This is a genomic window from Patulibacter americanus DSM 16676 (genome assembly GCF_000420025.1).
In the GTDB taxonomy this organism is placed as follows: Bacteria; Actinomycetota; Thermoleophilia; order Solirubrobacterales; family Solirubrobacteraceae; genus Patulibacter; species Patulibacter americanus.
This window is the reverse complement of the sequence record NZ_ATUD01000010.1, coordinates 118,768-142,508: the sequence shown is the minus strand read 5'-3', so window position 1 is coordinate 142,508 and position 23,741 is coordinate 118,768. Positions and strand designations below refer to the sequence as shown.

Annotated in this window: 20 protein-coding genes; 6 read left to right on the top strand and 14 right to left on the bottom strand. The window is 72.6% G+C overall.

The window, feature by feature from the left end; all coding sequences use genetic code 11:
* Nucleotides 1-116: 116 nt before the first annotated feature.
* Complete coding sequence (locus F593_RS0116050; protein ID WP_022929768.1) at nt 117-1,076, top strand: DUF1963 domain-containing protein; 960 nt, start codon at nt 117-119, stop codon at nt 1,074-1,076.
* An 86-nt stretch (nt 1,077-1,162) separates the two neighbouring features.
* Here F593_RS0116050 and F593_RS0116045 read toward each other — a convergent pair whose 3' ends face one another.
* Nucleotides 1,163-2,053 carry a manganese catalase family protein gene (locus F593_RS0116045; protein WP_022929767.1) on the bottom strand — a complete coding sequence of 297 codons (891 nt, stop codon included), beginning with the start codon at nt 2,051-2,053 and terminating at the stop codon, nt 1,163-1,165.
* Nucleotides 2,054-2,435: 382 nt separating this feature from the next.
* Here F593_RS0116045 and F593_RS29990 point away from each other — a divergent pair, with 382 nt between their 5' ends.
* The 4 genes from F593_RS29990 to F593_RS0116025 all read left to right on the top strand — a co-directional run bounded on the left by F593_RS29990 (nt 2,436) and on the right by F593_RS0116025 (nt 5,611).
* Nucleotides 2,436-3,425, top strand: a complete 990-nt coding sequence (locus F593_RS29990; protein ID WP_022929766.1) for a hypothetical protein — start codon at nt 2,436-2,438, stop codon at nt 3,423-3,425.
* Nucleotides 3,425-3,964 carry a phage holin family protein gene (locus tag F593_RS0116035; RefSeq protein WP_022929765.1) on the top strand — a complete coding sequence of 180 codons (540 nt, stop codon included), beginning with the start codon at nt 3,425-3,427 and terminating at the stop codon, nt 3,962-3,964. The genes F593_RS29990 and F593_RS0116035 overlap by 1 nt, the downstream gene beginning before the upstream one ends.
* On the top strand, nt 3,928-4,641 hold the full coding sequence (locus F593_RS0116030; RefSeq protein ID WP_022929764.1) for a DUF3618 domain-containing protein: 714 nt from the start codon (nt 3,928-3,930) through the stop codon (nt 4,639-4,641). Before F593_RS0116035 ends, F593_RS0116030 begins: the two co-directional genes overlap by 37 nt.
* 160 nt (nt 4,642-4,801) lie before the next feature.
* Entirely contained in the window at nt 4,802-5,611 is an 810-nt protein-coding gene (locus F593_RS0116025) for a class I SAM-dependent methyltransferase (RefSeq protein ID WP_022929763.1), read from the top strand.
* A gap of 135 nt (nt 5,612-5,746) precedes the next feature.
* Here F593_RS0116025 and F593_RS0116020 read toward each other — a convergent pair whose 3' ends face one another.
* Entirely contained in the window at nt 5,747-7,402 is a 1,656-nt protein-coding gene (locus F593_RS0116020; RefSeq protein WP_022929762.1) for an FAD-dependent thymidylate synthase, read from the bottom strand.
* Between the two features lie 438 nt (nt 7,403-7,840).
* Here F593_RS0116020 and F593_RS28625 point away from each other — a divergent pair, with 438 nt between their 5' ends.
* Nucleotides 7,841-9,373, top strand: a complete 1,533-nt coding sequence (locus tag F593_RS28625; protein ID WP_022929761.1) for a hypothetical protein — start codon at nt 7,841-7,843, stop codon at nt 9,371-9,373.
* Between the two features lie 171 nt (nt 9,374-9,544).
* On the opposite strand, the gene F593_RS0116010 is transcribed toward F593_RS28625, so the two are convergent.
* The 12 genes from F593_RS0116010 to nuoD form a co-directional block, all read right to left on the bottom strand.
* Entirely contained in the window at nt 9,545-9,745 is a 201-nt protein-coding gene (locus F593_RS0116010) for a hypothetical protein (RefSeq protein ID WP_022929760.1), read from the bottom strand.
* Nucleotides 9,746-9,943: 198 nt separating this feature from the next.
* Nucleotides 9,944-11,545 carry an NADH-quinone oxidoreductase subunit N gene (locus tag F593_RS0116005; RefSeq protein ID WP_022929759.1) on the bottom strand — a complete coding sequence of 534 codons (1,602 nt, stop codon included), beginning with the start codon at nt 11,543-11,545 and terminating at the stop codon, nt 9,944-9,946.
* Entirely contained in the window at nt 11,542-13,245 is a 1,704-nt protein-coding gene (locus F593_RS0116000) for a complex I subunit 4 family protein (protein ID WP_022929758.1), read from the bottom strand. The genes F593_RS0116005 and F593_RS0116000 overlap by 4 nt, the downstream gene beginning before the upstream one ends.
* A 5-nt stretch (nt 13,246-13,250) precedes the next feature.
* Nucleotides 13,251-15,284 carry an NADH-quinone oxidoreductase subunit L gene (nuoL, locus tag F593_RS0115995; protein ID WP_022929757.1) on the bottom strand — a complete coding sequence of 678 codons (2,034 nt, stop codon included), beginning with the start codon at nt 15,282-15,284 and terminating at the stop codon, nt 13,251-13,253.
* Nucleotides 15,281-15,580, bottom strand: a complete 300-nt coding sequence (gene nuoK / locus F593_RS0115990; protein WP_022929756.1) for an NADH-quinone oxidoreductase subunit NuoK — start codon at nt 15,578-15,580, stop codon at nt 15,281-15,283. Before nuoK ends, nuoL begins: the two co-directional genes overlap by 4 nt.
* Entirely contained in the window at nt 15,577-16,284 is a 708-nt protein-coding gene (locus tag F593_RS25935; protein WP_022929755.1) for an NADH-quinone oxidoreductase subunit J, read from the bottom strand. The genes nuoK and F593_RS25935 overlap by 4 nt, the downstream gene beginning before the upstream one ends.
* A 2-nt stretch (nt 16,285-16,286) precedes the next feature.
* Entirely contained in the window at nt 16,287-16,820 is a 534-nt protein-coding gene (gene nuoI, locus F593_RS25930) for an NADH-quinone oxidoreductase subunit NuoI (RefSeq protein WP_022929754.1), read from the bottom strand.
* 23 nt (nt 16,821-16,843) lie between these two features.
* Entirely contained in the window at nt 16,844-17,896 is a 1,053-nt protein-coding gene (gene nuoH / locus F593_RS0115975) for an NADH-quinone oxidoreductase subunit NuoH (RefSeq protein ID WP_022929753.1), read from the bottom strand.
* On the bottom strand, nt 17,893-20,409 hold the full coding sequence (gene nuoG, locus F593_RS25925) for an NADH-quinone oxidoreductase subunit NuoG (RefSeq protein ID WP_022929752.1): 2,517 nt from the start codon (nt 20,407-20,409) through the stop codon (nt 17,893-17,895). Before nuoG ends, nuoH begins: the two co-directional genes overlap by 4 nt.
* Nucleotides 20,409-21,728 carry an NADH-quinone oxidoreductase subunit NuoF gene (gene nuoF / locus F593_RS0115965; protein ID WP_022929751.1) on the bottom strand — a complete coding sequence of 440 codons (1,320 nt, stop codon included), beginning with the start codon at nt 21,726-21,728 and terminating at the stop codon, nt 20,409-20,411. Before nuoF ends, nuoG begins: the two co-directional genes overlap by 1 nt.
* Nucleotides 21,725-22,570 (bottom strand): NADH-quinone oxidoreductase subunit NuoE family protein, encoded by an 846-nt coding sequence (locus F593_RS28620; RefSeq protein WP_022929750.1) that lies wholly within the window; start codon nt 22,568-22,570, stop codon nt 21,725-21,727. The genes nuoF and F593_RS28620 overlap by 4 nt, the downstream gene beginning before the upstream one ends.
* Nucleotides 22,567-23,709 carry an NADH dehydrogenase (quinone) subunit D gene (gene nuoD / locus F593_RS0115955; protein WP_033207894.1) on the bottom strand — a complete coding sequence of 381 codons (1,143 nt, stop codon included), beginning with the start codon at nt 23,707-23,709 and terminating at the stop codon, nt 22,567-22,569. Before nuoD ends, F593_RS28620 begins: the two co-directional genes overlap by 4 nt.
* Nucleotides 23,710-23,741: the final 32 nt, after the last annotated feature.

Here is a 23,741-nt window from a genome sequence, read left to right as displayed (position 1 = left end):
ACCCTCTCCTCGGGGTCGATGGTCCCGCCGCGACCGTCGCGCCGGGCGGCGCGCCCCTCCGGTCGCGCCGTGCTCCACGGTACCCGCGGCCTGCGTCGAGATGCGAGGCTGGCCCCATGGGCCTCCTCGACCGCTTCCGCCGCCCCGGTGCCGCCGACGCGCCGCCCGACGCCGGGGGCCGGACCGGCACGTCCGGGCCGGACGACCCGGCGGCGTGGACCGACCCCGCAGAGGTCGGGCCGCAGAGCTTCGCCCGCCTGGGCGCGTTGGCCGAGCGCGGCGCGCCCACGGGAGAGCAGCGCGCCGAGGTCGCCCGCGTCCTGCGGCTGCACGGCGTGCCGGGCGACCTGGCTGGGACGTTCACCGCCGACATGGCCGACGGGATCCTCCTGTCGGAGCACGGCGCGGTCGACGAGCGGCTGCGCCTGGGCGGGCCCCCGGTGCTGCCGGCCGGGGAGGCGTGGCCGCACAGCCACGACGGCCGGCCGTTGAGCTTCGTCGCCGCCTGGGACCTGGCCGCGCTGCCCGAGCTCTCCCCGCTCCCCCGCGCCGGGACGCTCCTGCTGTTCTGGGACCGCGACTTCCCGCGCGACGACCGCATGGACTTCGTGACGGCGACGCGCGTGTTCCTGCTCGCGCCCGGGGCTTCGACCGCGCCGGCACCGCGGCCGGCGGGCACCGTGGCGTTCGGGCCCATCCCGCTCCGGCCGCTGCGCATGCCGTTCGTCGTGGACGGCGAGCGCCTCCGCGACGACGTGCCCGACGACGTCCCCGGGCTCGACCTGCTGGACATGCTGCTCGAGCAGTACGGGAGCCACGCCCTCCTGGGCGCCTCGCGCGACATCCAGGGTCCCGTCCTGGACGAGGTCGCCCACTGGCTGGCGCAGGGTCACCCCGAGACCCGCGAGCGCTACTCCCCTGCCGAACGCGCCGGCGAGGGCTGGGCCTTCCTGGCCCAGATCGACGAGACCGCGGGCTTCGAGCTCGCGGACGTCGGCGCGCTCTACCTCGTGATCCCCCGGGTGGACCTCGAGGCCGCCCGGTTCGATCGCGTCATGGGCATCCTGCAGACCTGAGGCGACGGCCCCGGAACGCAGAACGGGGCGGCCGAAGCCACCCCGTCCCGTACCGCTTCGACTCGGCGCGCGCGGCGCCGGGGTCGCTACTTCGTGACGTTCTCGACGGCGTCCTTGACCTTGCCGACGACGCCGCCACTGCTCGGCGCCTGGTCGGCGGGCATCGTCGACTCCGGGCCCGCGAACGCGTAGGGCGGCGCGCCCTGGAGCTTCGCCGGCTCACCGAGGCGCGGAGCGGGCTGGGCGGTCGTGAACGTGCCGCCGTCCGGGGCCGTGCCGCCGGTCCAGATCGCGTCCTCCGGGACGGGCTCGTCGTGGTGCGCGATGAACGTGTGCGACCACTGGGCGTACTCGCCCTCGTCCGCGACCTCGACCGGGATCGCCTTGTGCTGCGGGTTGAGCTCCTCGGCGGCCGTCAGCCACTGCATCTGGTGCATGGAGTCGCGGGCGATGAGGTAGGAGAGCAGGTCCTTCATGCCCGGGTCGTCCGTCAGGTCGCGCAGGCGCGCGGCGAGCGTACGGCCGACGGCCTCCGCGGCCGCGTTGGCCAGGAAGTTCGCCGACAGGTTGCCGGAGATGTCGATGCACGCCGCGTTGAACGGCACGCCGTTCGCGTCGGCGGGCGTCGGGCCCATGCCACCCGTGAGGAAGTGGCGGGGCTCCATGCCACCCATGCGGGCGGCGACGAGCGGGTTCGTGACGACGTCGTCCGCCGCGGCGGCGGGCGCGCCCTCGAGGTTCATGGCGACGGCGGTGCAGAGCAGCTCGATGTGGCCGATCTCCTCCGTCGCCGTGGACAGCAGCATGTCGCGGTAGCGCTGCGGACCGCGCGTGCCCAGACCCTGGAAGAGGTACTGGTTCATGACGCGCATCTCGCCCTCGGGACCACCGATGGCCTGCTGCAGCATGCGAGCGAAGACGGGGTTGGGCTTGTCGACGCGCACCGTGTACGCGAGTTCCTTGTGGTGCGAGAACATGTCTCGGACCTCCTGGTCGGTTACGCCGCCATGGCTACCCGACATCTCGGGGCGCATTCACCACATCTCGTGGATTTCTTGTGACCTTCGCCGAGGTGGTCAGGCCCGACGAGACGGGCCGGTAGCCCTGACGCGGGCGCGAGCGTCGCGTCCGCGTCAGCGGGCTCGGGCGTGGCGCGCGCGAGCGCCGGACCGCGGCCCACTACCCCCTTTCGGCGGGGTGATTCGTGGGGTGGGGAACTTCACCACCGCGTCCATCGCGGGCGAGCGGGCTCCCCGAATCCGCGTGCATGCGCGCCGCCCGGCGGGGTAGCCAAGGGTCGAAGCGCGCTCCGCTCGTCGGAGCGCGACCCGCGAACAGTCCACGACCGACGGGAACCCCATGACGGACACGAACCCCCAGAACGCGCAGGTCGGCGTCATCGACCCCGCCACCGGACAGCCGCACCCGAACTCCGGCCCCAGCGGCGGCCCCGCCGGCGCTGCCGCCGGCACCCAGGCCCGCGACGTCGCCACCCGCGGCACGGCCGGCGCGAGCGACGGCCCCTCCGGCACCGGCACGACCGGCACGACGTCGGGCTCCGGCTCTACGGGCGGCGGCGCGGCCGACCAGGCGAAGGCCAAGGCGCAGGACGCCGCCGGCACCGCCCAGGAGAAGGCCCAGGAGGCCGCGGGCCAGGCGCAGGAGAAGGCCCAGCAGGCCGCAGGCCAGGCCCGGGCGCAGATCAAGGATCAGCTCGACCAGCGTTCCACCCAGGCCGGCGAGCGCGTCACGGCCACGGCCGGCGACATCCGCTCGGTCGGCGACACGCTCCGCGACCAGGGCAAGGACGCGCCGGCGAAGCTCGCCGACAACGCCGCCCTGCAGATCGAGAAGGTCGGCTCGTACCTCCAGCGCACGGACGGCTCGTCGCTGCTGAACGACGTCGAGCGCTTCGCCCGCAACAACCCGTGGGCCACCGCGCTGGGCGGCCTCGCCGTCGGCTTCGCGGCGTCCCGCACGCTGAAGGCGTCGAGCAGCGACCGCCACCACGCGAGCACGTCGTCCGCGACGGCCGCGTCCTCCGGCACGCCGGCCCCGCCGCCGAGCTACGCCCCGGTGACGTCGCCCGCGACGACGGGCACGCCCGCCTCCACCGGCGTCGGCACCTCCGTCGGCGTCGGCACGGGTGCCCCGCTCGGCGTCGACCCGGTCGGCGGCTCCCCGTCGCGCCTGGGCACGGCGAACGACACGCCCCCGTTCGGCACGCTCGGTGGCGAGGACACCCTCGGCTCCGGCGGCGCCGCCACGACCGGCTACTCCGTCCCGAGCGGTGCCCCCGGCCAGCCCGGCACGGCCACCAATCCGACGGACAGCCAGACGGGGTCCTGATGGGCACGCCGAACAATCCGACCCCGAGCCCGACGCAGCCCGTCGGGACCGCCGGGCCGCACGACGGGGTCATCCCCGCGGGCTCCGGCGCCTCGGCGGGCGCGACCGCCGGCAACCCCGGTGGCGCGGCCGGCGGACAGGATCCCCGTGACGCGTCGATGGGCGAGCTGTTCAAGAGGCTCTCCCAGGACACCTCCCAGCTGGTGAAGCTCGAGCTGCAGCTCGCCAAGGCGGAGATGACCGAGAAGGCGGCGCCGATGAAGGCCGGCGCGGGGATGCTCGGCGGTGCGGCCCTGGTGGGCCTGCTCGCCGCGGGCGCCCTGACCGCCTTCCTCATCGCGCTGCTGGACACGTTCATGGCGACCTGGCTCGCCGCGCTCGTGGTGACCATCGTCTACGCGGCGATCGCCGGCTTCCTCGCCCTCAAGGGCCGGGACCGGATCCAGCAGGCCACACCCCCCGTACCTGAGCAGACCATCGAAACCGTGAAGGAGGACGTCGAATGGGCGAAGACCCGCGGGACATCCGCCACGAGGTAGAGCAGACGCGCGAGCGCCTCGGCGAGACCGCCGACGCACTCGCGTACAAGGCCGACGTGCCGAACCGAACCAAGGATGCGGTGAGCGATCGCGTGACTGCCGTCAAGGACAAGATCAGTGGGGTGGCGGAGTCCGTCACCGGAACCGTGCAGGATGCCGCCGGCAGCGTGACCGGCTCCGTGCAGGGCGCGGCGAGCACCGCGCAGGGGCACGCCTCGAACGTCGGGGGCCGCGTCTCCGACGCGACGCCCGACCGCCAGCAGCTCAAGCAGGGCGCCCGCCGTGCCGGTGGCATGGCGCAGGAGAACCCGCTCGGCCTCGCCATCGGCGCCGCGGCCCTCGGCTTCCTCGCCGGCCTGATCGTTCCGCAGACGCGGATCGAGCAGGAGCAGATCGGGCCGATCGCGCAGAACGCGCGGGAGAACCTGATGGAGACGGCCCAGGAGGCCGTCGAGCACGGCAAGCAGGTCGTGCAGGACGTCGCGCAGACCGCCGGCGAGCACGTCCAGGAGGTCGTCCAGGACGCGAAGTCGACGGCTCAGGACGCCGTGCAGGACGTGAAGACGACGGCGCAGGAGAGCGCCGCCGACCACGGCCAGCAGGTTGCCGACTCCGCCAAGGAGACCGCGCAGCAGACGGCGCAGGACGCCAAGAACCAGGCGCCCTCCGTCTCCTGAACCCGGACGGGTCGCGCGCTCGGGGACCCGTTCCCCGGGCCGGCGGCTCCCGCCTCCGGTGTGCCGCTCCCCGGCGCTCCGGGACCTCCGGCCGGTCCGCTTCGCGGGCCGGCCGTCGTCGTCCAAGCCCCGGCTGAACGCGTTTGCCAGACTGGCGCCCATGCGCGTACAGAGTCCCCGCAACGCCACGCTCCACCTCGCGGGCGTGGGGCTCTCCCTGCGGACGTCCCGGAACAACCCGGAGTACACCAACCCGCGGGAGCTCGTCGACGTCGACACGACGATCGAGCTCGCCCACTCCATCGTGGGGCGGTACGAGCGCCTCGGGGTCGACCCGAAGGGCAAGCGGGTGCTCGAGCTCGGTCCCGGCCGGGACCTCAGCACCGGTGCGGTGCTGCTCCACCACGGTGCCGCGTCGTACCGCGCCATCGACCTCTTCGACAACCGCACGGACGACTCGCGGCCGCTCTACGCCGCCCTCGACGCGCAGTACGGGCGGACGCTGGACCCCGACGCGCTCGCCTTCTCGCTCGTGACCTTCCCGGATCTGCCGGAGGTCACGGAGCAGTACGACGTCATCGTCAGCCACGCCACGCTCGAGCACATCCCGGAGCTGCCGCGGGTCTTCGCGGCGCTCCGGCGCGTCGCCGCGCCCGGGGCGATCTTCGTCCACCACGTCGACGGGATGACGCACACCCGGCTGCTGCGGGAACGCGACCCCCTGAACTTCCTCCGCTACTCCGACGCGGTCTGGGAGCGGATCGCCCGCTACCCCGGCGTCCCGAACCGGCTGCGCGGCGGGGAGTACGTCGACATCGCCCGCGAGGCCGGCTGGCGCGACGTGGCGGTGCACGGCGAGTACGTCGCCTCCCGCGCCTACCTCGAGCGCGTCACCCCGTCGCTGGCCCCGCGGTTCCGCGGGCGGGACGACCTCGACCTCCTCACCTTCAACCTCGTGGCCCACGCCTAGCTCGGCCGCTCGGCGGCGGGTCCCGTAGGGGTGGGTCCCTGGGTCCCGTAGGCGGGGGTCCCGTAGGGGTGGGTCGCCTAGGGGCCGGTCGCTCAGTGGCGCGCCGGATGCCCCCGCCCGGGCCCTCCGACCGGCTCAGCTCCCGCCGGCGCGGGCCTCCGTGCGCATCTCGCTCAGGATGCGCTCGAGCCGGGGCTCCGTCTCGCGGTCCACGTGTCGCATGGCGGCGCCGACGGCGGGGTGCGCCTCGGCGATCAGGCGGTGCATCTCGTGCGCGACGGCCCGGTAGGACGGGTGCCCCTCGCGGCCGGAGCGCAGCTCGATCATCTGCATCGCCGCCCGCGCGTTCATGTCCATGGAGTAGCGAATGCGGTAGCCGAGCGCGACCGCATAGGCGGCCTCCTTCGGACGCCCGGCGTCGTTCAGGGTGCGCCACGCCGCGGCGGACAGGTCGAGCGCGCGGCGGTAGTCGTCGCCCGCGCCCGCGGCCGTGACCTCGTCGGGCACCTCGGCGCCGAGCTCCGGCGTCAGCGTCTGCCACTGCACGGTCATCATCCGGTGACGCTGCAGGTCGCGGAACGCGCCGTAGTCCGAGACGACCTCGAACCGGTAGCGCAGCCGCTCGAGCCCGCGACCGGGGCGGTGGCGACGGTTCTCGCGCTCGCCGACCAGGTCGGCGAGCATGCGCCCCCGCTCCTCGGAGGACAGGCCCTGCACGGCACGCCGGGCCGCGGCCTCCCCCACCTCGGCGGCCTCGAACAGCAGGCCGGCGAGCAGGTCGTCCTCGTCGCCGTCGACGTGCACGAGCCGCACCGTCGAGCGGGCCTGGTCGCCGTCGCGGTCGTCGGCCGTCGCGCGGTCGAGCCCCAGGTTGGCGGCCCAGCGGTCCGCCGCGGCCTCGCGCTCCTGCAGGAACTCGACCCAGCGGCCGCCGCGGTCGGGGCGCTCCACGCGTGTCACGAAGCTCGGCGTGATGGCCTGCACGGCGTCGAGGATCCAGCGCCCGTACCGTCGGGCCTCCGGCAGCGGATGGGCGAGCAGGTGGAGGATCAGGCCCTCGTACGTCTGCCCCGAGGCGTAGATGCCCACGTGGCTGAGCGTGGAGGCCGGCAGCAGCCCGCGCAGCAGGTCGAGCGCCTTGGCCTTCAGGGCGCGCTCGTGGGCGGCGGGCGGCGTGCCCTCGGGCGCGGGGTACGTCTCCGCGCACCACGCGGTCACGCGCGGGATCAGGTCGGCGTAGATCCGGAAGATCCCGTCCATCGCCTCGCGGTAGCCCGGGCCGAGCTCGGGATCGCGCAGGTACCGGTAGCCGCCGGCGCCGGGCCCGGCGGGGGTGACGACGTCGTGCTCGTCCTGCCACGTCGGGGCGACCATCGGCACGTCGAAGGCGATGTAGCGCGTGGACTGCTCGAGGTACGCGCCGATCCGCGGACGCTGGAGCACCTTGGTCAGCACGTTGGAGCACCACTCCGCGGCGACGTGCAGGCCGCCGAGCTGCGCCACGGAGTCGTCCCCGTAGCCCAGGAAGATGCGGTCGTACAGGGCGGCGGCACGCTCGCCCTCGGCGCCGTCGTACGCGGCTGACGCCGGGTCATGGGGGAGCGAGTCGGCGAACTCGTCGAGGAACAGCCGCCGCAGGGTTCCCGGGTAGCGGCTGTAGCGCGCGAAGAGCGCGCCCTTCACCGTCTCCGGGAGTCCGACGAGGCCGAAGACCGGCCGCGTCGGATGCGTCACGTGGGGCGCGAGTCGGGCCTGCTCGGCGGTGGTCAGGTCGTCGACGGGGTACTGCACGGGCACGGCAGGCTACCGGGCGCAGCGGCGACGCCCCGCCCACCGTCGACGGGCGCGAGACCCCCAGCATCCCCCGATCGGTTGATCTTCGGCTGGGGGAGCCCATATCCCCCCATTGGCCGATCCGGCGCACCACCCGGGGCTCCGATGGATTGAGTGATGAAACCGCCCTGGATCCCCCGCCGGGCCGACGCAGCACCTCGGACACCTGTCCGCCTGAGCCTCCGCTCGGGCACCACGCCGAACGCCTGCGCCGCCCCCTCCCTCTCCGACGTTCGCCCGGTCTCCCCCGTGATCACCCGGTGGACACAGGTGAACACCATTTCCCGTCCGTCCGTCCATCCGCACCCCGGCGGGCGTCCGAACGTCCACACTGCGCCGTACCCCCGCACGACCGGTCGGGGAAGGTTCTTCGCCTCGCGGCCGATCACCCCGGACATGCGCTCCGCCTCCCCCAATCGTTCGCGTCGCAGCGTCCTGGCCACCCTGGTCGCGTCGCTCGCGGCCGTGCTGGTCACCGCCGCCCCGGCGTCCGCCGAGGAGCTGCGCGCCGGCTGCGCGCCCGCCGGTGGCCTCTACACGAGCGCCCAGCACCCCGGCTCGTGCTGGCGGCCGTTCGCCCCGACGAGCGCGTTCAACGTGCGCCTGCGTCCGAAGGACCCGCGCGTCCTCCCGAACTCGGACCGCATCGTCTCGCGGCTGAACTCGTACGGCCGCCCCGGCCCGCTGCAGTTCGGCCCGGGCGAGGACGGCGACGGCTTCGGCGCCAAGCCGATCTACTTCTCCCGCCCGACCGACCCGGCCTACACCGTGCGCCTGTCCGAGGACCGTCGCAACGGCGGCTCGTGGGGCGTGAACGCGATGAACGGCGCGACGGTACGCGTGCCGGAGGGTGCTGCTCCCAGCGTCGGCAGCGACCACCACATGATCGTCGTCGACCAGGAGTCCGGCTGGTCCTACGAGCTGTGGCGCGTCGAGGGCCGCCTGCGCGGCGGAGGCACGCTGCGCGCGACGTGGGGCACCCGCGCCCGCGTCGACGGCGACGGCGTCGGGGTCACCCCCGGCAGCTCCAGCGCGTCGGGGCTCAGCGTCCTGGGCGGGATCATCCGCCCCGAGGAGCTCCTCGAGGGCGACATCCCGCACGCCCTCTACCTCTCGGCGCACTGCACGAACGGCACGGCCGTGGCCCCGTCGACGGTGTCGAGCAGCGACGCGGAGAACGCCTGCTCCGAGCGTGGGCTCTCCAACGCGGACGCCCCCGCCCTGGGCCAGCGCCTCCAGCTCGGCTACACGGACGAGCAGATCGCCGCCATGCCGGTCCCCAACCACGTCAAGGTCCTCATGCGGGCCATGGCCCACTACGGCCTGATCCTCATGGACACCACGCCGGACCCCTGGCACCTCGACACCGAGGCGTCGATCGACAAGACGTCCCTCGGCCTGCCCGACCCCGGGGTGGAGTTCGCCAAGCGCGCGAAGCTCGACACCTGGAACGGCGGCCGGCACTCCATCTGGGAGCTGAAGGACATGCCGGGCCTCGACGGTCGGCCCGGCAGCTGGACCCGCGACCTGCGCGCCATCGACCCCTGCGTGAGCGACGGCTCCTGCCCCGCCGCGGCCCCGACCGGTAGCGCCCCCCTGTGGCCCGCCGGCGGCGGCGCCACCCCGGCGGCCCCCGCCGTGCCGGCTGCCCCCATGGTCACGGTGTCGGCGACGATGACGGCTACCGCCACGGCGACCGTCAACACGCCGGTGCGCGCGAAGGCGTCCGCCAAGGCCAAGGCCTCGGCCAAGGCGTCGTCGAAGGTCCGCGGCAAGTCCCGCGCCCACCGCGCGAAGGCCCGCAAGGCCGCGAAGGCGAAGGCCCGCAAGCTCGCCCACGCCCGCGCCCGACGGACGGCGAAGGTCCGCGCCAAGAAGCGGGCGACCAAGATCGCGCACGCGCGCTGGACCGCCGCCAGGGCCCGCTGAGGGGCCGCGGACAGCGGGCCTCGACCGAACCCGCCTCTCCGTTTCAGGACGACGAAGGGCGCCGCCAGCGGCGCCCTTCGTCGTTCCGGGTGCGAGGGGCGCTTCAGCAGTAGACCGTGCGTCCCGCCACGCTGCGGGAGGCGGCCGCAGGAAGGCGGGCGCAGGCCGCCCCTACCTCCAGGGCCCGAGGAGGAACGCCATCGCTACGCGGAACACGCGGCCGGGCGGCTCCTCCTCATGGCGCACGACCGTCCACTCCCCGTCGGCGGTCTCCGTGGGCACGAAGTACACCTCAGGCGCGTTCCACGACCCCGGTCCCGCCACCGCGCGGTTCCGGCGTGCGGCCTCGTGGTCCGCCTGGGACTCGTTCATGGTCGGACCAGCCTAGCGGCGGCGCTCCGGCGTCCGGGTACGTTTCGCGGCCCGCCGCCCCGGGCCGCCCTGGGGCACCGGACCGCCCGCGGCCCGGTCCGTCAGGACCCCGGTCCGTCGGGATCCCGGCCCGTCCGGGGCCGGTTCGGTCCGCGACGACGGCCGGCCCGCGTTCGCGGACCGACCGTCCCCAGCGGCCTAGAACAGGCCGGGCACCGCGCGCGCGACGTCCTCGACGACGTTCATCAGCGGCCCGGGGATGACACCCAGGACGACGATGGCGGCGCCGGACACGACGGCCAGCACGGTGATGGGCAGGCGCGGGGCGTCCGCGACGACGACGGGCTGGTCGTTGCCGCCGGGCACCAGGCCCGGGACCGAGGCGGCGTCGCCAGCGCGGGCCGGGATCGCCTCGGGCTCCTCGACCGCGACGGTCTGGCCGCGGGTCGCGGCGACGTCCGTCGTGGTCTCCGGGTCGTCGCCCCAGACCCGCGCGACGACGCGCAGGTAGTAGACGAACGAGATCATCGAGCCGACGACCAGCACGATGGCGAGCCACGTGTAGCCGTTGTCGGCCGCGGACTGGACGATGCGCAGCTTCGCGATGAAGCCGACCGTGGCCGGCACGCCGGCGAGGCCGAGCATCGAGAGGGTCAGCGCGATGGCGTGCAGCGGCCGGCGACGGCCGAGCCCGGCGATGCTGCTCGCGCCGTCGTGACCCGTCTCGCGCTCCGCCGCCTCGATCACCGCGAACGCCGCGACGGTCATGACGACGTAGGCCAGGACGTAGAACACCGTCGCCTGGACCCCGAGCTGCGTGGCCACCACGACGCCGACGAGCATGTAGCCCGCCTGCGCGACCGAGGAGAACGCCATCAGGCGCTTGAGCGAGCTCTGGCCGAGCGCGCCGACGTTGCCGACGATCATCGCGATCGCGGCCAGCACCGCCAGGGCCGGGGCCCAGGTCCCGGACGTGCCGACGAGCGCGACGTCGAAGAGCCGGAGGAACGCGATCAGGGCCGCGACCTTCGTGGCGGTCGCCATGAAGGCGGTGACCGGCGTCGGGGCGCCCTCGTACACGTCGGGCGTCCACTGGTGGAACGGCGCGACGGAGGCCTTGAACGCCAGGCCGACGATGACCAGGGCCACGCCCGCGAGCATGAGCGGGTCGTCGCGCAGGCCCTCCGTGCCGACCGCGGCGGCGATGCCGGCGTAGTCGAGCTGGCCGGTGGCGCCGAAGATCAGCGCGAAGCCGTAGAGCAAGGTGGCCGAGCCGACGGAGCCGACGATGAGGTACTTCATGCCCGACTCGAGCGAGCGGCGGCGGTGCAGCTCGGTCGCGGCCAGGATGTAGAGCGGGATCGACAGCAGCTCGAGGCCCAGGAACGTCGTGATGAGGTTCTGGGCACCGACGAACATCGCCATGCCGGCGGCGGCGATGAGCATCATCGCGTGGTACTCGCCGTGCGCCGCCTCGCGCGGGGCCGTGGCCCCGATCGACAGCAGCACCGCGGCGATGCCGGCGACGCCGACGCCGACCACGCCGATCATGGCGAGCGGGTCCAGCGCGAGGGCGCCGGACATCAGGCTGCCCTCCTCGTCCCACTGCCAGATGGCCAGCCCGATCGACACGGCGAACGCGACGATCGAGAGGACGGGGACGAGCGTCTCCCGCGCGAAGCGGGAGCGCAGCAGGCCGACGAGCAGGACGACGACGGCGCCCGCGAACAGGGCGAGTAGGGACGACAGGCCGGCCCAGTCGATGTCCGGGGCCTGGGCCGCGGCGGTCAGGGCGATCATCGGCCGGCTCCCTCGGTCTGGGCGGTCTGGTCCACCGGCTGGCCGGTGGCGGGGTCGATTGCGGTCTCGGCGCCCGCGGCACCGGAGGCGTCCGCGCCCCCGGCCGCGCCGGCACCGCCTGCGCCACCCGCGGCCCCGGTTCCGCCGGCGGCGGACTGCGCGGCCTCGGCGGCGGCCTGGGCCGACGGGTCGTCGGCCAGGATGTCGCGGGCACGGTCGGGCGAGACCGCGGCGGCCGCCGACAGGACGGACCGGGTCGCGGCCTGGTCGGCGGCTTCGACGGTCTGCTGCGGGTGCACCGCCAGGGCGATGATCAGCAGGACGGGCACCGCGAGGAGCGCGAGCTCCCAGCGGGCGCCCTCACGCGGCTGGATGACCGGGCCGACGCGGTTGTGCGACGAGCGGATGAAGAGCCGCAGCGCGTAGACGGCGGCCAGCGCGACGCCGATCGAGGCGACGATCGCCAGGGCGGGCGCGGAGCCCTCCCACGTGCCGCGGAGGATCAGGAACTCGCCGACGAAGTTCGCGGTGCCCGGCATCGCCAGGACCGCGTAGGTGACGACGACGAACAGCACCGCGAAGACCGGGGCCTTCGTGGCCGCGCCACCCATGTCGCGGAGATCCTCAGAGCCCGTGCGGTGCCCGAGGATCGCCACCGCGAGGAACGCGCCGAAGACGGCGACCCCGTGGTTGACGGACTGCAGCAGCGCGCCGGCCGCGCCGTCGGGGCGCAGGCTCATGACGCCGAGCGTGATGAAGCCGAGCTGCGCCACGGACGAGTACGCGAGCACCATCCGCGCGTTGAACGTCGTCAGCGCGACGGTCGACGCGTAGAGGATGGAGACGACCGCGATGATCAGGACGACCCAGCGGAGGTCCGCCGTGCCCTGGGGCAGCAGCGGGATGGCGATCTGCAGGAAGCCGTAGACGGCCACCTTCGAGAGCACGCCGGAGAACACGGCGAGCACCGGCAGCGGCATCGCCTTGTAGCCGTCGGCCAGCCAGCCGTGGATCGGGAACTGCGGCATCTTCACGAGGAAGGCGGCCGCGAAGCAGGCGAAGAGCCAGCCCTGCGAGCCCTCCGGCACGCCGCGCTGCGCGATCTCCTGGATGTTGTAGGAGACCTCGGCCCCGGGCGGCGTGGCGAGCACGCCGACGGCGATCGCCGCGACGAGCATCAGGAGCGAGCCGACGAGGGTGTAGACGATCATCTTGATCGTCGCGGGCACCCGATCGCCGTTCCCGAACTGCGCCGTCAGGAAGAAGAACGGGATCAGCATCAGGTCGAAGAACGCCACGAACAGGATCAGGTCCTGCGCGAGGAGCGCGCCGAGCACGGCCGACTGGGCGATGCCGAGGTGGAAGAAGACGTGCTTCGCGCGGCGGTCGACGCCGAGCGGCGTCATCGCCGCCCAGACGATGGAGAACGCGAAGCCGACGGTGGCCAGCAGCGCGAGCCACATGTTCAGGCCGGTGAGCGCGAGCTCGTAGCGCACGCCCAGCGCGCTGATCCACGTCGCGTCCGTGACGTGCTGGAGCGCGGGGCCGGTGGCCTCGAAGTCCAGGACGAGCACGACGGAGAGGGCCAGCGTGAGGAGCGCCCCGACGACCGCCACCCAGCGCGTGGTGCGCGAGGGGACGAGCAGTCCGAGGACGGCGAAGGCCGCGGGGAGCCAGAGCAGGACAGACAGGTGGTACATGGGCCTCAGCTCTGGGTGAGGAAGTAGATGACCAGGACGGCGGCGCCGGTGAGGACCACCGCGGAGTACGTCCGCAGGTAGCCCGACTGCAGCCGCCGGACGACCGCCGAGGCGCCGCGCACGGCCCCCGTGGTCCCGCCGACGATGGCGCCGCCGATGACGAGGCGCTCGAAGCCGTCGTGTGCCCAGCGGCCGAAGCCGCGGACGGGCCGCACGATGAGCAGGTCGATGATCTCGTCGAAGTACCACTTGTTGACGAACAGGCGGTGGACCGGCGCGAAGCGCCGCTGCCACCCCGACGAGATCGCGGTGGAGGCCTCGCCGCGCGTCGTGGGCTTCGCCCAGATCACGTAGGCGACCGCGATGCCCGCGATGCCCGCGAGCGAGCCGACGATCAGGCCGAGCACGGTGATCGACGTGTCGACGTGGTGCAGCGCGTGGGCCTCCTCGAAGACGGGCTCGAGGAAGTGCTCCAGCGGGGTGAAGACGTGCGGGATGCCGAGGATGCCGCCGACGACGGCGAGCACGGCCAGCACGCTCATCGCCATGCGCATCGCGGGGGCGCGCTCGGCGATGTGGTGCTCCGGGCCGGGGAAGCCGACACCGGTGTCCTCGATCTCGCCCGTGGCCGGGTTGCGGTGCTCCGCGGCGTGGTGGAGGTGGCCCTCCTCGAGCTCCTTCGCCTCGGGGACCGGCGGCCCCCAGAAGGCGCGGAAGATCATGCGCCACGTGTAGACCGCGGTCAGGAACGCGCCGAAGATGCCGGCGCCCCAGAGGATCCAGTGCCAGCCGCCCTCGGAGGCCACCCCGGCCAGGATCTCGTCCTTCGAGAAGAAGCCGGAGAAGGGCGGGATGCCCGAGAGCGCGAGGCCGCCGATGACGAACGCCAGGAACGTGAACGGCATCGCCTTGCGGAAGCCGCCCATCTTGTTCATGTTCTGCTCGCCCGCCATCGCGGAGATCAGCGAACCGGCCGCCATGAAGAGCAGCGCCTTGAAGAAGGCGTGCGTCATCAGGTGGAACATGCCGGCGACGTAGGCACCGGCCGAGACGCCCATGATCATGTAGCCGATCTGGGACATCGTCGAGTAGGCGATGACGCGCTTGAGGTCCGTCTGGACCAGGCCGATCGTGCCCGCCACCAGGAGCGTGGCGCAGCCGATGATCGCGCCGACGGTCTGCGCCGTGGGCGACAGCTCCATCAGCGGGTGCAGGCGGGCGATGAGGTACACGCCCGCGGTCACCATCGTGGCCGCGTGGATCAGGGAGGAGACCGGGGTCGGGCCCTCCATGGCGTCCGGCAGCCAGGTGTGCAGCGGCATCTGCGCGGACTTCGCGAAGGCGCCGACCATGATCAGGAGCAGCGCGGCGGTCAGGCTGCCCGAACCGTCCTCGCCGAAGGTCTCCTTCGCCGAGTGGAACGTGTCGAGGAAGTCGACGGAGTTCGTCTCCTTCAGGAGCAGGATCACGCCGAGCACGAGGCCGACGTCGCCGACCACGTTGATGACGAACGCCTTGATGCCCGCCTTCGTGGCCGACGTGCGCCGGTACCAGAAGGAGATGAGCATGTACGACGCCGCGCCGACGAAGCCCCAGCCCACGATGAGCAGGACGAAGTTGCCGGCCAGGACCAGCACCAGCATCGAGAAGACGAAGAAGTTCAGGTACGCGAAGAACCGCGTGTAGCCCGCGTCCCCGCGCATGTACGCGATGGAGTAGAGGTGGATCAGCGTCGAGACGCCGGTCACCACCAGGAGCATCACGACGGAGAGGGGATCGACGAGGATCTCCATCTTCACGTCCACCCCGCCCACCGACACGTAGTCGTAGAGCGAGGACGCGATCTGCCGCGTGCCCTCCTCGTCCCGGCCCAGCAGGCCGAAGAGCGTGATGAGGGTGAAGACGAACGCCAGGCCGACGGCGGCGGTGCCGATGATGCCGGCGGTTATCCCGCGCCAGACGCGGAAGCCCAGCCCCAGGACGACGGCGCCCAGGAGCGGGAGGAGAAGAACGATCCAGGCTGCCTCGGCAGGACTCATCCGTGCAGCTCCCGGAGCTCGTCCACGTCGACGGCGACGCGGTTGCGGTAGAGGGCGACGACGATGCCCAGGCCGACGACGACCTCGGCAGCGGCGACGACCATGACGACGAGGGCGAAGACGTGCCCCTCGGTGGCGCCGTGCATGCGGGCGAACGCGACGATCGCCAGGTTGCCGGCGTTGAGCATCAGCTCGAGGCAGACGAGCACGAGCAGCGGGTTGCGCCGCGTCGTGACGCCGCCGGCGCCGATGGCGAAGACGATGGCGGAGACCGCCAGATACCAACCGGTGCTCATCGCGTCCCCTCCGTGGTGTCCCGGGCGGGCGGATCCGCGCTCTCGCCGGGCGCACCCGCGCCGGTCGACGGAGCGATCCGGACGCTGCGGGCGCCCGGGTTGGGGTTGATCGCACCCACGCCCTCGCGCATGGACCCGGTGCCCGCAGGGGCGAGGACGTCCATGGCCGAGACGATGCGCTCCTCGCCCGTGAGGACGCCGCGCCGGCGACGCGCCAGCACAACGGCGCCGATGGCGGCGACGAGCAGCAGGAAGGACGCGGCCTCGAAGGGCAGCAGGAACTTCGTCAGCAGGAGCTCGCCGATGTTGGCGGGCGAGCCGAAGGAGGCCGGGATGTTCTCGGGGCCGGCGCCGTCGATGGCCTTGAGGCCCGTGCCGAGCACCGCGATGCCGATCGTCACCGCCAGGGTGACGGCGATGGCGTAGGAGAACATCTTGAGCGTCGGCGCCGAGCCGCCGCGAGGCTCCTCGCTCCCGCCGACGTACGCGTTGACGAAGACGTAGAGCACCATCACCGCGCCGACGTAGACCATGACCTGGACCACGGCGACGAACTGCGCGTAGAGCAGCAGGAAGAGCAGCGACAGCGACAGCAGGTGCACCACGAGCGACAGGACCGCGTAGAACGGGTTGCGCAGCAGCACGGTGCCGGCCGCCGCGACGATCGCCGCGATCCCTGCGACGAAGAAGAGGATCTCGTCCACGGCTACTCGCCCTCCGCCCGGAGCGGGGTGCGGACGGGCGGCTCGGCGAGCAGCATCTCCTTGGTGAAGATGAGGTCGGAGCGGTTGTAGTCCGCGAGCTCGAAGTCCGAGCCCATGGTGATCGCGTCGAACGGGCAGGCGATCTCGCAGTAGCCGCAGAAGATGCAGCGGCTCATGTTGATCTCGTAGACCGCCGCGTAGCGCTCGCCGCCGGACACCCGGTCCATCGGGGTGTTCTCGGCGGCGACGACGCGGATGCAGTCCGCGGGGCACGCGGCGGCGCACAGCGAGCAGCCGACGCACTTCTCCAGGCCGGTGTCCTCGAACTTGTGGAGCTTGTGCCGGCCGCGCCAGCGCGGGTAGACCGGGACCTTCTCCTCGGGGTACTCGACGGTGCGCGTGCCTTCGACGACACGCCCGAACGAGGTCTTCAGGCCACGTAGCGTCTCGCCGAACACGCGGTACGCGCCGCCGAGCCCACCGGGCTCGGGACCGCGATCGACCGCGACGACGTCGCTTTCGGGGTTCCAGGGCATGAGTGTTGCCTCCGACTTCCGACCTAGAACGCCACGAGGACGATCGCGGTCACGAGGGCGTTGAGGGTGGCGAGGGGGAGGAGGATCTTCCACCCGAAGGACATGAGCTGGTCGTAGCGCACGCGCGGGAGCGTGGCGCGGATCCAGATGATGATGCTGACCATGACGACGGTCTTGGCGAGCACGACGAACGGGTCGAGGAACCCGGGGGCGTCCTGCCAGAACGGGATGTGCCACCCGCCCAGGAAGAGCGTCGAGAACATGGCGCCCGCCATGATCAGGTGCACGTACTCCGCCACGTAGTAGAGGGCGAAGCGGCCGCCGCCGTACTCCGTCATGAACCCGGCGACGAGCTCGGAGTCGGCCTCGAGGAGGTCGAACGGCGTGCGGTTGATCTCGGCCAGCGTCGCGACGAAGAAGATGAACGCGCCGACGATCTGCGGGACGAGGAACCAGATGCCCTGGTCCCCCTGCTGGTCGACGATCTCCGACAGCGAGAGGCTGCCGGCGGTCATGACGACACCGAGCAGGGCCAGCGCCTGCGACGCCTCGTACGAGATGAGCTGGGCGGCGGCGCGCATCGCGCCGAGGAAGGAGTACTTCGACGCGGACGACCAGCCGCCGAGCAGCACGCCGTAGGCCCCGATCGCCGACAGCGCGAAGAAGAGCAGCAGGCCGATGTCGGAGTCGAGGCCGTACAGCCCGACGTCCGTGCCGAGGATGTCCTGCGGCGCGCCCGAGAACGGGACGAGCATGAACGTCGCGAGCGCCGAGACCATGGCGATCAGCGGCGAGAGGACGAAGAGCCAGCCGATGGCCCCGCGCGGCTTGAACTGCTCCTTGAAGAGCAGCTTGCCGATGTCGGCCATGGGCTGCAGGGAGCCGTAGATGCCGACCCGGTTGGGGCCTGGACGGTTCTGGAACCGGCCGAGCAGCTTGCGCTCGTAGAGCAGGGCGAGCGGGACGAGGGAGAAGCCGATCACGAAGATGATCAGCGTCTTGATGATCTGGACGTACCACGGCTCGTACGCGTTGATCGCGCTGAGCACCGTGGTGGCCTCCGTGAGCTGCGTCATGCGCTCTCCACCGTGACCATCGCGGGGACGGTCGTCTCGTCCGGGGTCAGGGCCGTGGCGCTCTGCGCGCCGAGGCCGGTCTCGAGGAACACGCTGCCGCGCGGCGAGGTCGAGCGCAGGTGCGCCGTGGCCTCGACGGTCGACGGGGTGGCGGCCGCGCCGCTCACCGACACGCGAACGCGCTGGCCGTGGCGGATGCCGCGCTCGGCGGCGTCCTCCGGGTTCAGCTCGGCGCGCTGCTTCGGCGCCAGGAACTTCAGCGCCGGTGCGTGGGCGACCTCGGGGGACGCCCACACGGAGCGGAAGCTGCCCAGGCGCAGGGCGCCGTTGGGCGAGACCGCCTCGGCGGGAGCCTCGAGCGAGAACGGTCCGGAGTCGCCGGCGGGGAAGGCCGCGGCGGCGTCGCGGTCCTGCCAGCGCACGCCCAGGCCGCCGATCTCGTCGTGCGTGATGCCCGCGTAGAACGGGACCGCCTCGGCGAGCTCCGTCGTGACCATCATCGCGGTGAGCGCCGTCGAGCGGCCGCCGAGCGCGGTGAACAGCTGCGCCAGCACCTGCCAGCCGGGCAGCGCGCCCGCGGGCTTGCCGACCGCGGGACGCAGGCGCTGCAGGCGGCCGTCGGGGTGCGTGACGGTGCCCTCCTTCTCGGCGCTCGCCTCGGCGGGGAAGATCACGTCGGCGTGCTCGCGGACGCCCTCCGTGAGGAACGCCGCGTGGGCGATCACGCCGGAGGCGCGGCCGAGCGCCCGGGACCACAGGGCCCGGTCGTCGAAGGACGCGACGGGGTCGACGTGCAGCAGGTGCAGCGCCGCGATCTCGCCTGCGGCGGCCGCGGCCGCGATCTCGCGGGACGAGCGGCCGACGGCGGCCGGCTCGGAGTACCCCGGGCCGACGTTCGGCAGGACGCCGAGCTCGCGCAGGCCGCGCGCGTTGGAGACCGTCGGGACCTGCAGCAGGCCGGAGCCCTTGCGGCCGTCGAGCAGCCCGAGGCGGCCCGAGGCCTTCAGGAGCGCACGGGCCGCGTTGGCGGAGCGGGCCGGGTCGGCGGCGTGCGTGAGGCGCTCGCCCCACAGCACGACGACGTCCTCGCCGGCCTCGCGCAGCATGCGACCCAGGGCCTCGACGGCCTGCGGGTCCGCGCCGGCGGCGCGGCTGAGCCCGCCGACGTCGCCGACGCCACCGATGGCGGCGTCGAGCGCGCAGACGAAGGCCTCCCCCGCGCCCGGCGCGAACCGGACGGAGATCTCGGCGTTCGGGTCGAGCGCCGAGGGGCGGCTCGTCGCGACGGCCAGGCGGACGCCGTGGCGGCGGATGCCCTTGCGCAGGCGCAGGTCGAGCACCGGCATGTCGTCGACCGGCTCCGTGTCGAGCACGAGCACGGCGTGCGCCCACTCGAGGTCCTCGACCGTCGCCTGGGCCTCGGGGGCGTCGAGCGCCGCCTGCAGGCCCGCGGACACGGCACCGGCGGGACGCGAGTCGAAGTCGCGGGAGCCGATCGCCTCCGTCATCAGACGGCGCAGCAGCCAGCCCTCCTCGTTCGAGGTCGAGCCGCCGACGAGCGCGCCGACGCGCTGCTCGGCGTTCACCAGGATCTCGGACGCGCGGCGCAGGGCGGCGTCGTAGGAGACCGGGACGAGCTCGCCGTCCTGGCGCACCAGCGGGGTCCGCAGGCGCTCGTCGGCGTACGTCGACTGGTACGCGAAGCGGCCGCGGTCGCAGAGCCAGCCGTCGTCGACGTCCTGGTTCTCGCGGGACAGCACGCGCACGACGCGGTCGTCGCGCACGGTGTAGCTCACGTTGCACTGGCCCGGGCAGAGCGTGCAGACCGAGCCGGACTGCTCGACGTCCCACGGGCGGGCGCGGAAGCGGTAGGCCTGGCTCGTCAGCGCGCCGACGGGGCAGAGCTCCATGATGTTGCCGGAGAACGGGGCCACGTAGGGGTGGCCGTCGAACGTGCCGACGAAGGTGTCCGCGCCACGGTCGTGGAGGACGAGCTGGTAGTCCTCGGAGACCTCCTGCGAGAAGCGCACGCAGCGGTAGCAGAGGATGCACCGCTCGCGGTCGATCGCGATCAGCGGCGAGAGCTCGACCGGCTTCTGGAAGTGCCGCTTCGGCTCGGCGAAGCGGCTCGCGCCGCGGCCCCAGCCGAAGGAGATGTCCTGCAGCGGGCACTCGCCGCCCTTGTCGCAGACCGGGCAGTCGAGCGGGTGGTTCAGCAGCAGGAACTCGACGACGGACTCCTGCGCCGCCTTCACGCGCGGGGTCTCCGTGTTGACGACCATCCCGTCGCGGACCGGCGTGGAGCATGCGGTCTGGAGCTTCGGGATGCCCTCGACCTCGACGAGGCACATGCGGCAGGCGCCGACGGGCGCGCCGAGCTTGGGCTCGTAACAGAAGACGGGGATGTCGACGTCGGCGAGCTTCGCGGCGTCGGCCAGCAGGGTGCCGGCGGGCGCCTCGACCTCGCGGCCGTCGACCGTGAAGTTGATCGTCTCGATCTCGGGGCGCGGCATCAGAGGGCCCCGATCCCCTGCAGGACGGGCTCCTGCTCGTCGAGCTCGGCCAACAGGCGCTGCTCGTTCGCGATGCGGGCGGACTCGATGTGCGCCTCGAACTGCGGGCGGAACTTGCGGACCATGGAGGACACCGGCATCGCCATGGCGTCGCCCAGCACGCAGAGGCAGTTGCCCTGGATCTGGTCGCAGACCGAGTCGATGACGTCGAGGTCCATCGGCGTGGCCTCGCCGGACTGGATGCGCTTGAGCAGCTTCGTGGTCCAGCTCGTGCCCTCGCGGCACGGCGTGCACTTGCCGCAGCTCTCGTGCTTGTAGAAGCTCGCCGTCTTCACGGCGATGTCGACGACGGAGTTGCGGTCGTCGGCCACGATGATCGCGCCGGAGCCGAGCATCGTCCCCGCGCCCGCGAGCGAGTCGTAGTCGTACGGGGTGTCGAGGTCGTCCTTCGTCAGGACGGGGGAGCTCGAGCCACCCGGGAACCAGAGGAGGACCTCGCGGTCGTCCTCGATGCCGCCGGCCAGGCCGTAGATGATGTCGCGCCCGGTCATGCCGAGCTCGATCTCGTAGTTGCCCGGGCGCTTGACGTTGCCCGAGACGGAGATCAGCTTCGTGCCGGAGGACTTCTCCACGCCCATCGCGGAGTACGCCTCGGCGCCCACCTTGAGGATGTAGGTGATCGCCGTCAGCGTCTCGACGTTGTTGAGCAGGGTGGGGCCCTGGTAGAGACCCTGGTTCGCCGGGAACGGCGGCTTGAGGCGCGGGTTGCCGCGACGGCCCTCGAGCGCGTCGAGGAGGCCCGTCTCCTCGCCGCAGATGTAGGCGCCGGCGCCGCGGTGGACCCACATGTCGAGCTCGACGCCGCGGCCGAGGACGTTCGGGCCGAGCAGCCCGGCCTCCTTGGCCTCCGCGATCGCCGCCTCGAGGATCTCCGCCTGCTGCTGGTACTCGCCGCGGATGAAGATGAAGGACTTGTTCGCGCCGACCGCGTAGGCGGCGATGATCATGCCCTCGATGAGCGAGTGCGGGTTCTTCTGGATCAGCTCGCGATCCTTGAAGGTGCCCGGCTCGGACTCGTCCGCGTTGCAGACGAGGTACTTGTCCATCTTGCCCTGCGGGATGAAGGACGCCTTCAGGCCCGTCGGGAAGCCGGCGCCGCCACGGCCGCGCAGGCCGGAGTCCTTCAGCGCCGTGATGATGGAGTCGCGGGCCATCGCGAGCGCCTGCTCGGCCATGGCGTAGCCGCCGCGGGCCCGGTAGACGTCGAGCGTGTTGAGGCCGGGCTCGTCGATGTTCTCGAAGAGAAGGTGGTTGCTCATGCGGAAGGCCCTTCTGTCTGGGCGGGCACGGTGTCCTGGGGGCGGTCCGGGCCGAGTGCCACCGGGCCCAGCGTCCCCGTGTCGGTCGACGCGCGCACCACGTCGTCCGAGTTGGCCGCGGCGTCGGCGACGCGGCGGCGGACGAGCTGCTTGGCGGGCAGCGGATCGCTCCCCGTACGGATCTGGTCCGCGAGGACCGGGATCTCGTCGGCCGCGACCGGGCCGACGTAGGTGCCGTCGATCGAGGCCATCGGCGCGATGTCGCACGCGCCGAGGCACTCGAAGCCGCGGATGTTGACGTCCGGGTCGTCGCCCAGCTCGCCCTTCAGCGACGCCAGCAGCTCGTCGCCACCGCGCAGGGAGCACGAGATGTTCGTGCAGACGTAGACGGTCTTGCGGCCGACCGGGGTGGCCTCGAGCATGTCGTAGAAGCCCACGACGGCCGTGAGGTAGCCCGGGGTCAGGCGCATGACGCAGGCGACCTGCTCGATCGCCTCCGGCGAGCACCAGCCGTGCAGGCGCTGGGCGGCGGCGAGCGCGGGGATCGCGGCCGAGCGGTGGTCGGGGTAGCGGGACATGTAGTCCTCGATCTCCGCCCGCAGCTCGGCGGGCACCGGCACCTGCGCCGGGTCCGGCACGCCGGACGGATCCTTCGTCAGGTCGGTCGCGTCGCGGAACCCGGGGACGCGGGAGCCGTGCTCGAAGCGCCGGACCTCCTGGCCCAGGAGCGACTCGTCCGGGACGTCCGGCAGGTACGAGCGCCGTGGGCCGGCCGGGGACGGCTGGCCCTCGCGAACGAGCTGGCGGTCGTACGGGTCGAGCGGATCGCGGCGGATGCTCATCGGTCGATCCCTCCCAGCAGCGGATCGATGCAGGCGAGGGTGGCGATCATGTCGGCGATGTAGCCGCCGCGCACCATGTCGCCGTAGGCCTGCAGGTTGATGAACGAGGGGTCCCGCATGTGCACGCGCGCCGGCTTGCTCGAGCCGTCGGAGCGGACGAAGCAGCCGAGCTCGCCGCGCGGGCCCTCGATGGGGTAGTACGACTCGCCCTCGGGGACGCGCATGCCCTCCGTGACGAGCTTGAAGTGGTGGATCAGCGCCTCCATCGAGGTCGCCAGCTCGTGCCGCGGCGGGAGGGCGACCTTGCGGTCGCCCGTCATGACCGGACCCTCGGGCAGGCCCTCGATGGCCTGGTGGATGATCTTCACCGACTCGCGCATCTCGCCGATGCGCACCGCGTAGCGGTCGTAGTTGTCGCCCGTCGTGCCGACGGGGATCTTGAAGTCGAAGTCGTCGTAGGACGAGTACGGGGTGGCCTTGCGCAGGTCCCACGGCACGCCGGCGGCGCGCAGCAGCGGCCCGGTGACGCCCCACTCCTGCAGCTTCTCGGCGCTCACGGCGCCCGTGTCCTTCATCCGCTGGAGGAAGATCTCGTTCTTCGAGAGCATCGCCTCGTACTGGTCCAGGCGCCGCGGCATCTCCTCGACGAACCGGAGCAGCTTGTCGGCCCAGCCGGCGGGGATGTCGTCCGCGACGCCGCCGATCTGGATGAAGCGCGTGTGCATGCGCTGACCCGACGAGTACTCGAACAGGTCGAGGATCGTCTCGCGCTCGCGGAACGCGTACCAGAGGATCGACATCGCGCCGATGTCGAGCGCCGTCGTCCCGAGCCACACGAGGTGGCTCATGATCCGGTTGAGCTCGAGGTGGATGACGCGGAGGTACTGCGCGCGCTTCGGGACGTCGAGATCGAGGAGGTCCTCCACCGCGCCGCAGTACGCCTGGGCGTTGAAGTAGTAGGCCAGGTAGTCCATCCGCTCGACGACGGGGATGGCCTTCCAGTACGCCTTGTCCTCGGCGGTCTTCTCGATGCCGGTGTGCAGATAGCCGATGATCGGCTTGACGTCGCGGACGACCTCGCCCTCGAGCGTCGTCAGCAGGCGCAGCACGCCGTGGGTCGCGGGGTGGTGCGGACCCATGTTGATGGTCAGCAGCTCCGCCTCGTCCTGCG

Bases quoted from the DNA above. Each gene is read 5' to 3' on its own strand.
- F593_RS0116050 (WP_022929768.1), top strand. From the start codon at position 117: ATGGGCCTCCTCGACCGCTTCCGCCGCCCCGGTGCCGCCGACGCGCCG.
- F593_RS0116045 (WP_022929767.1), bottom strand. From the start codon at position 2,053: ATGTTCTCGCACCACAAGGAACTCGCGTACACGGTGCGCGTCGACAAG.
- F593_RS29990 (WP_022929766.1), top strand. From the start codon at position 2,436: ATGACGGACACGAACCCCCAGAACGCGCAGGTCGGCGTCATCGACCCC.
- F593_RS0116035 (WP_022929765.1), top strand. From the start codon at position 3,425: ATGGGCACGCCGAACAATCCGACCCCGAGCCCGACGCAGCCCGTCGGG.
- F593_RS0116030 (WP_022929764.1), top strand. From the start codon at position 3,928: ATGGGCGAAGACCCGCGGGACATCCGCCACGAGGTAGAGCAGACGCGC.
- F593_RS0116025 (WP_022929763.1), top strand. From the start codon at position 4,802: ATGCGCGTACAGAGTCCCCGCAACGCCACGCTCCACCTCGCGGGCGTG.
- F593_RS28625 (WP_022929761.1), top strand. From the start codon at position 7,841: ATGCGCTCCGCCTCCCCCAATCGTTCGCGTCGCAGCGTCCTGGCCACC.
- F593_RS0116010 (WP_022929760.1), bottom strand. From the start codon at position 9,745: ATGAACGAGTCCCAGGCGGACCACGAGGCCGCACGCCGGAACCGCGCG.
- F593_RS0116005 (WP_022929759.1), bottom strand. From the start codon at position 11,545: ATGATCGCCCTGACCGCCGCGGCCCAGGCCCCGGACATCGACTGGGCC.
- F593_RS0116000 (WP_022929758.1), bottom strand. From the start codon at position 13,245: ATGTACCACCTGTCTGTCCTGCTCTGGCTCCCCGCGGCCTTCGCCGTC.
- nuoL (WP_022929757.1), bottom strand. From the start codon at position 15,284: ATGAGTCCTGCCGAGGCAGCCTGGATCGTTCTTCTCCTCCCGCTCCTG.
- nuoK (WP_022929756.1), bottom strand. From the start codon at position 15,580: ATGAGCACCGGTTGGTATCTGGCGGTCTCCGCCATCGTCTTCGCCATC.
- nuoI (WP_022929754.1), bottom strand. From the start codon at position 16,820: ATGCCCTGGAACCCCGAAAGCGACGTCGTCGCGGTCGATCGCGGTCCC.
- nuoH (WP_022929753.1), bottom strand. From the start codon at position 17,896: ATGACGCAGCTCACGGAGGCCACCACGGTGCTCAGCGCGATCAACGCG.
- nuoG (WP_022929752.1), bottom strand. From the start codon at position 20,409: ATGCCGCGCCCCGAGATCGAGACGATCAACTTCACGGTCGACGGCCGC.
- nuoF (WP_022929751.1), bottom strand. From the start codon at position 21,728: ATGAGCAACCACCTTCTCTTCGAGAACATCGACGAGCCCGGCCTCAAC.
- F593_RS28620 (WP_022929750.1), bottom strand. From the start codon at position 22,570: ATGAGCATCCGCCGCGATCCGCTCGACCCGTACGACCGCCAGCTCGTT.
- nuoD (WP_033207894.1), bottom strand. From the start codon at position 23,709: ATGGGTCCGCACCACCCCGCGACCCACGGCGTGCTGCGCCTGCTGACG.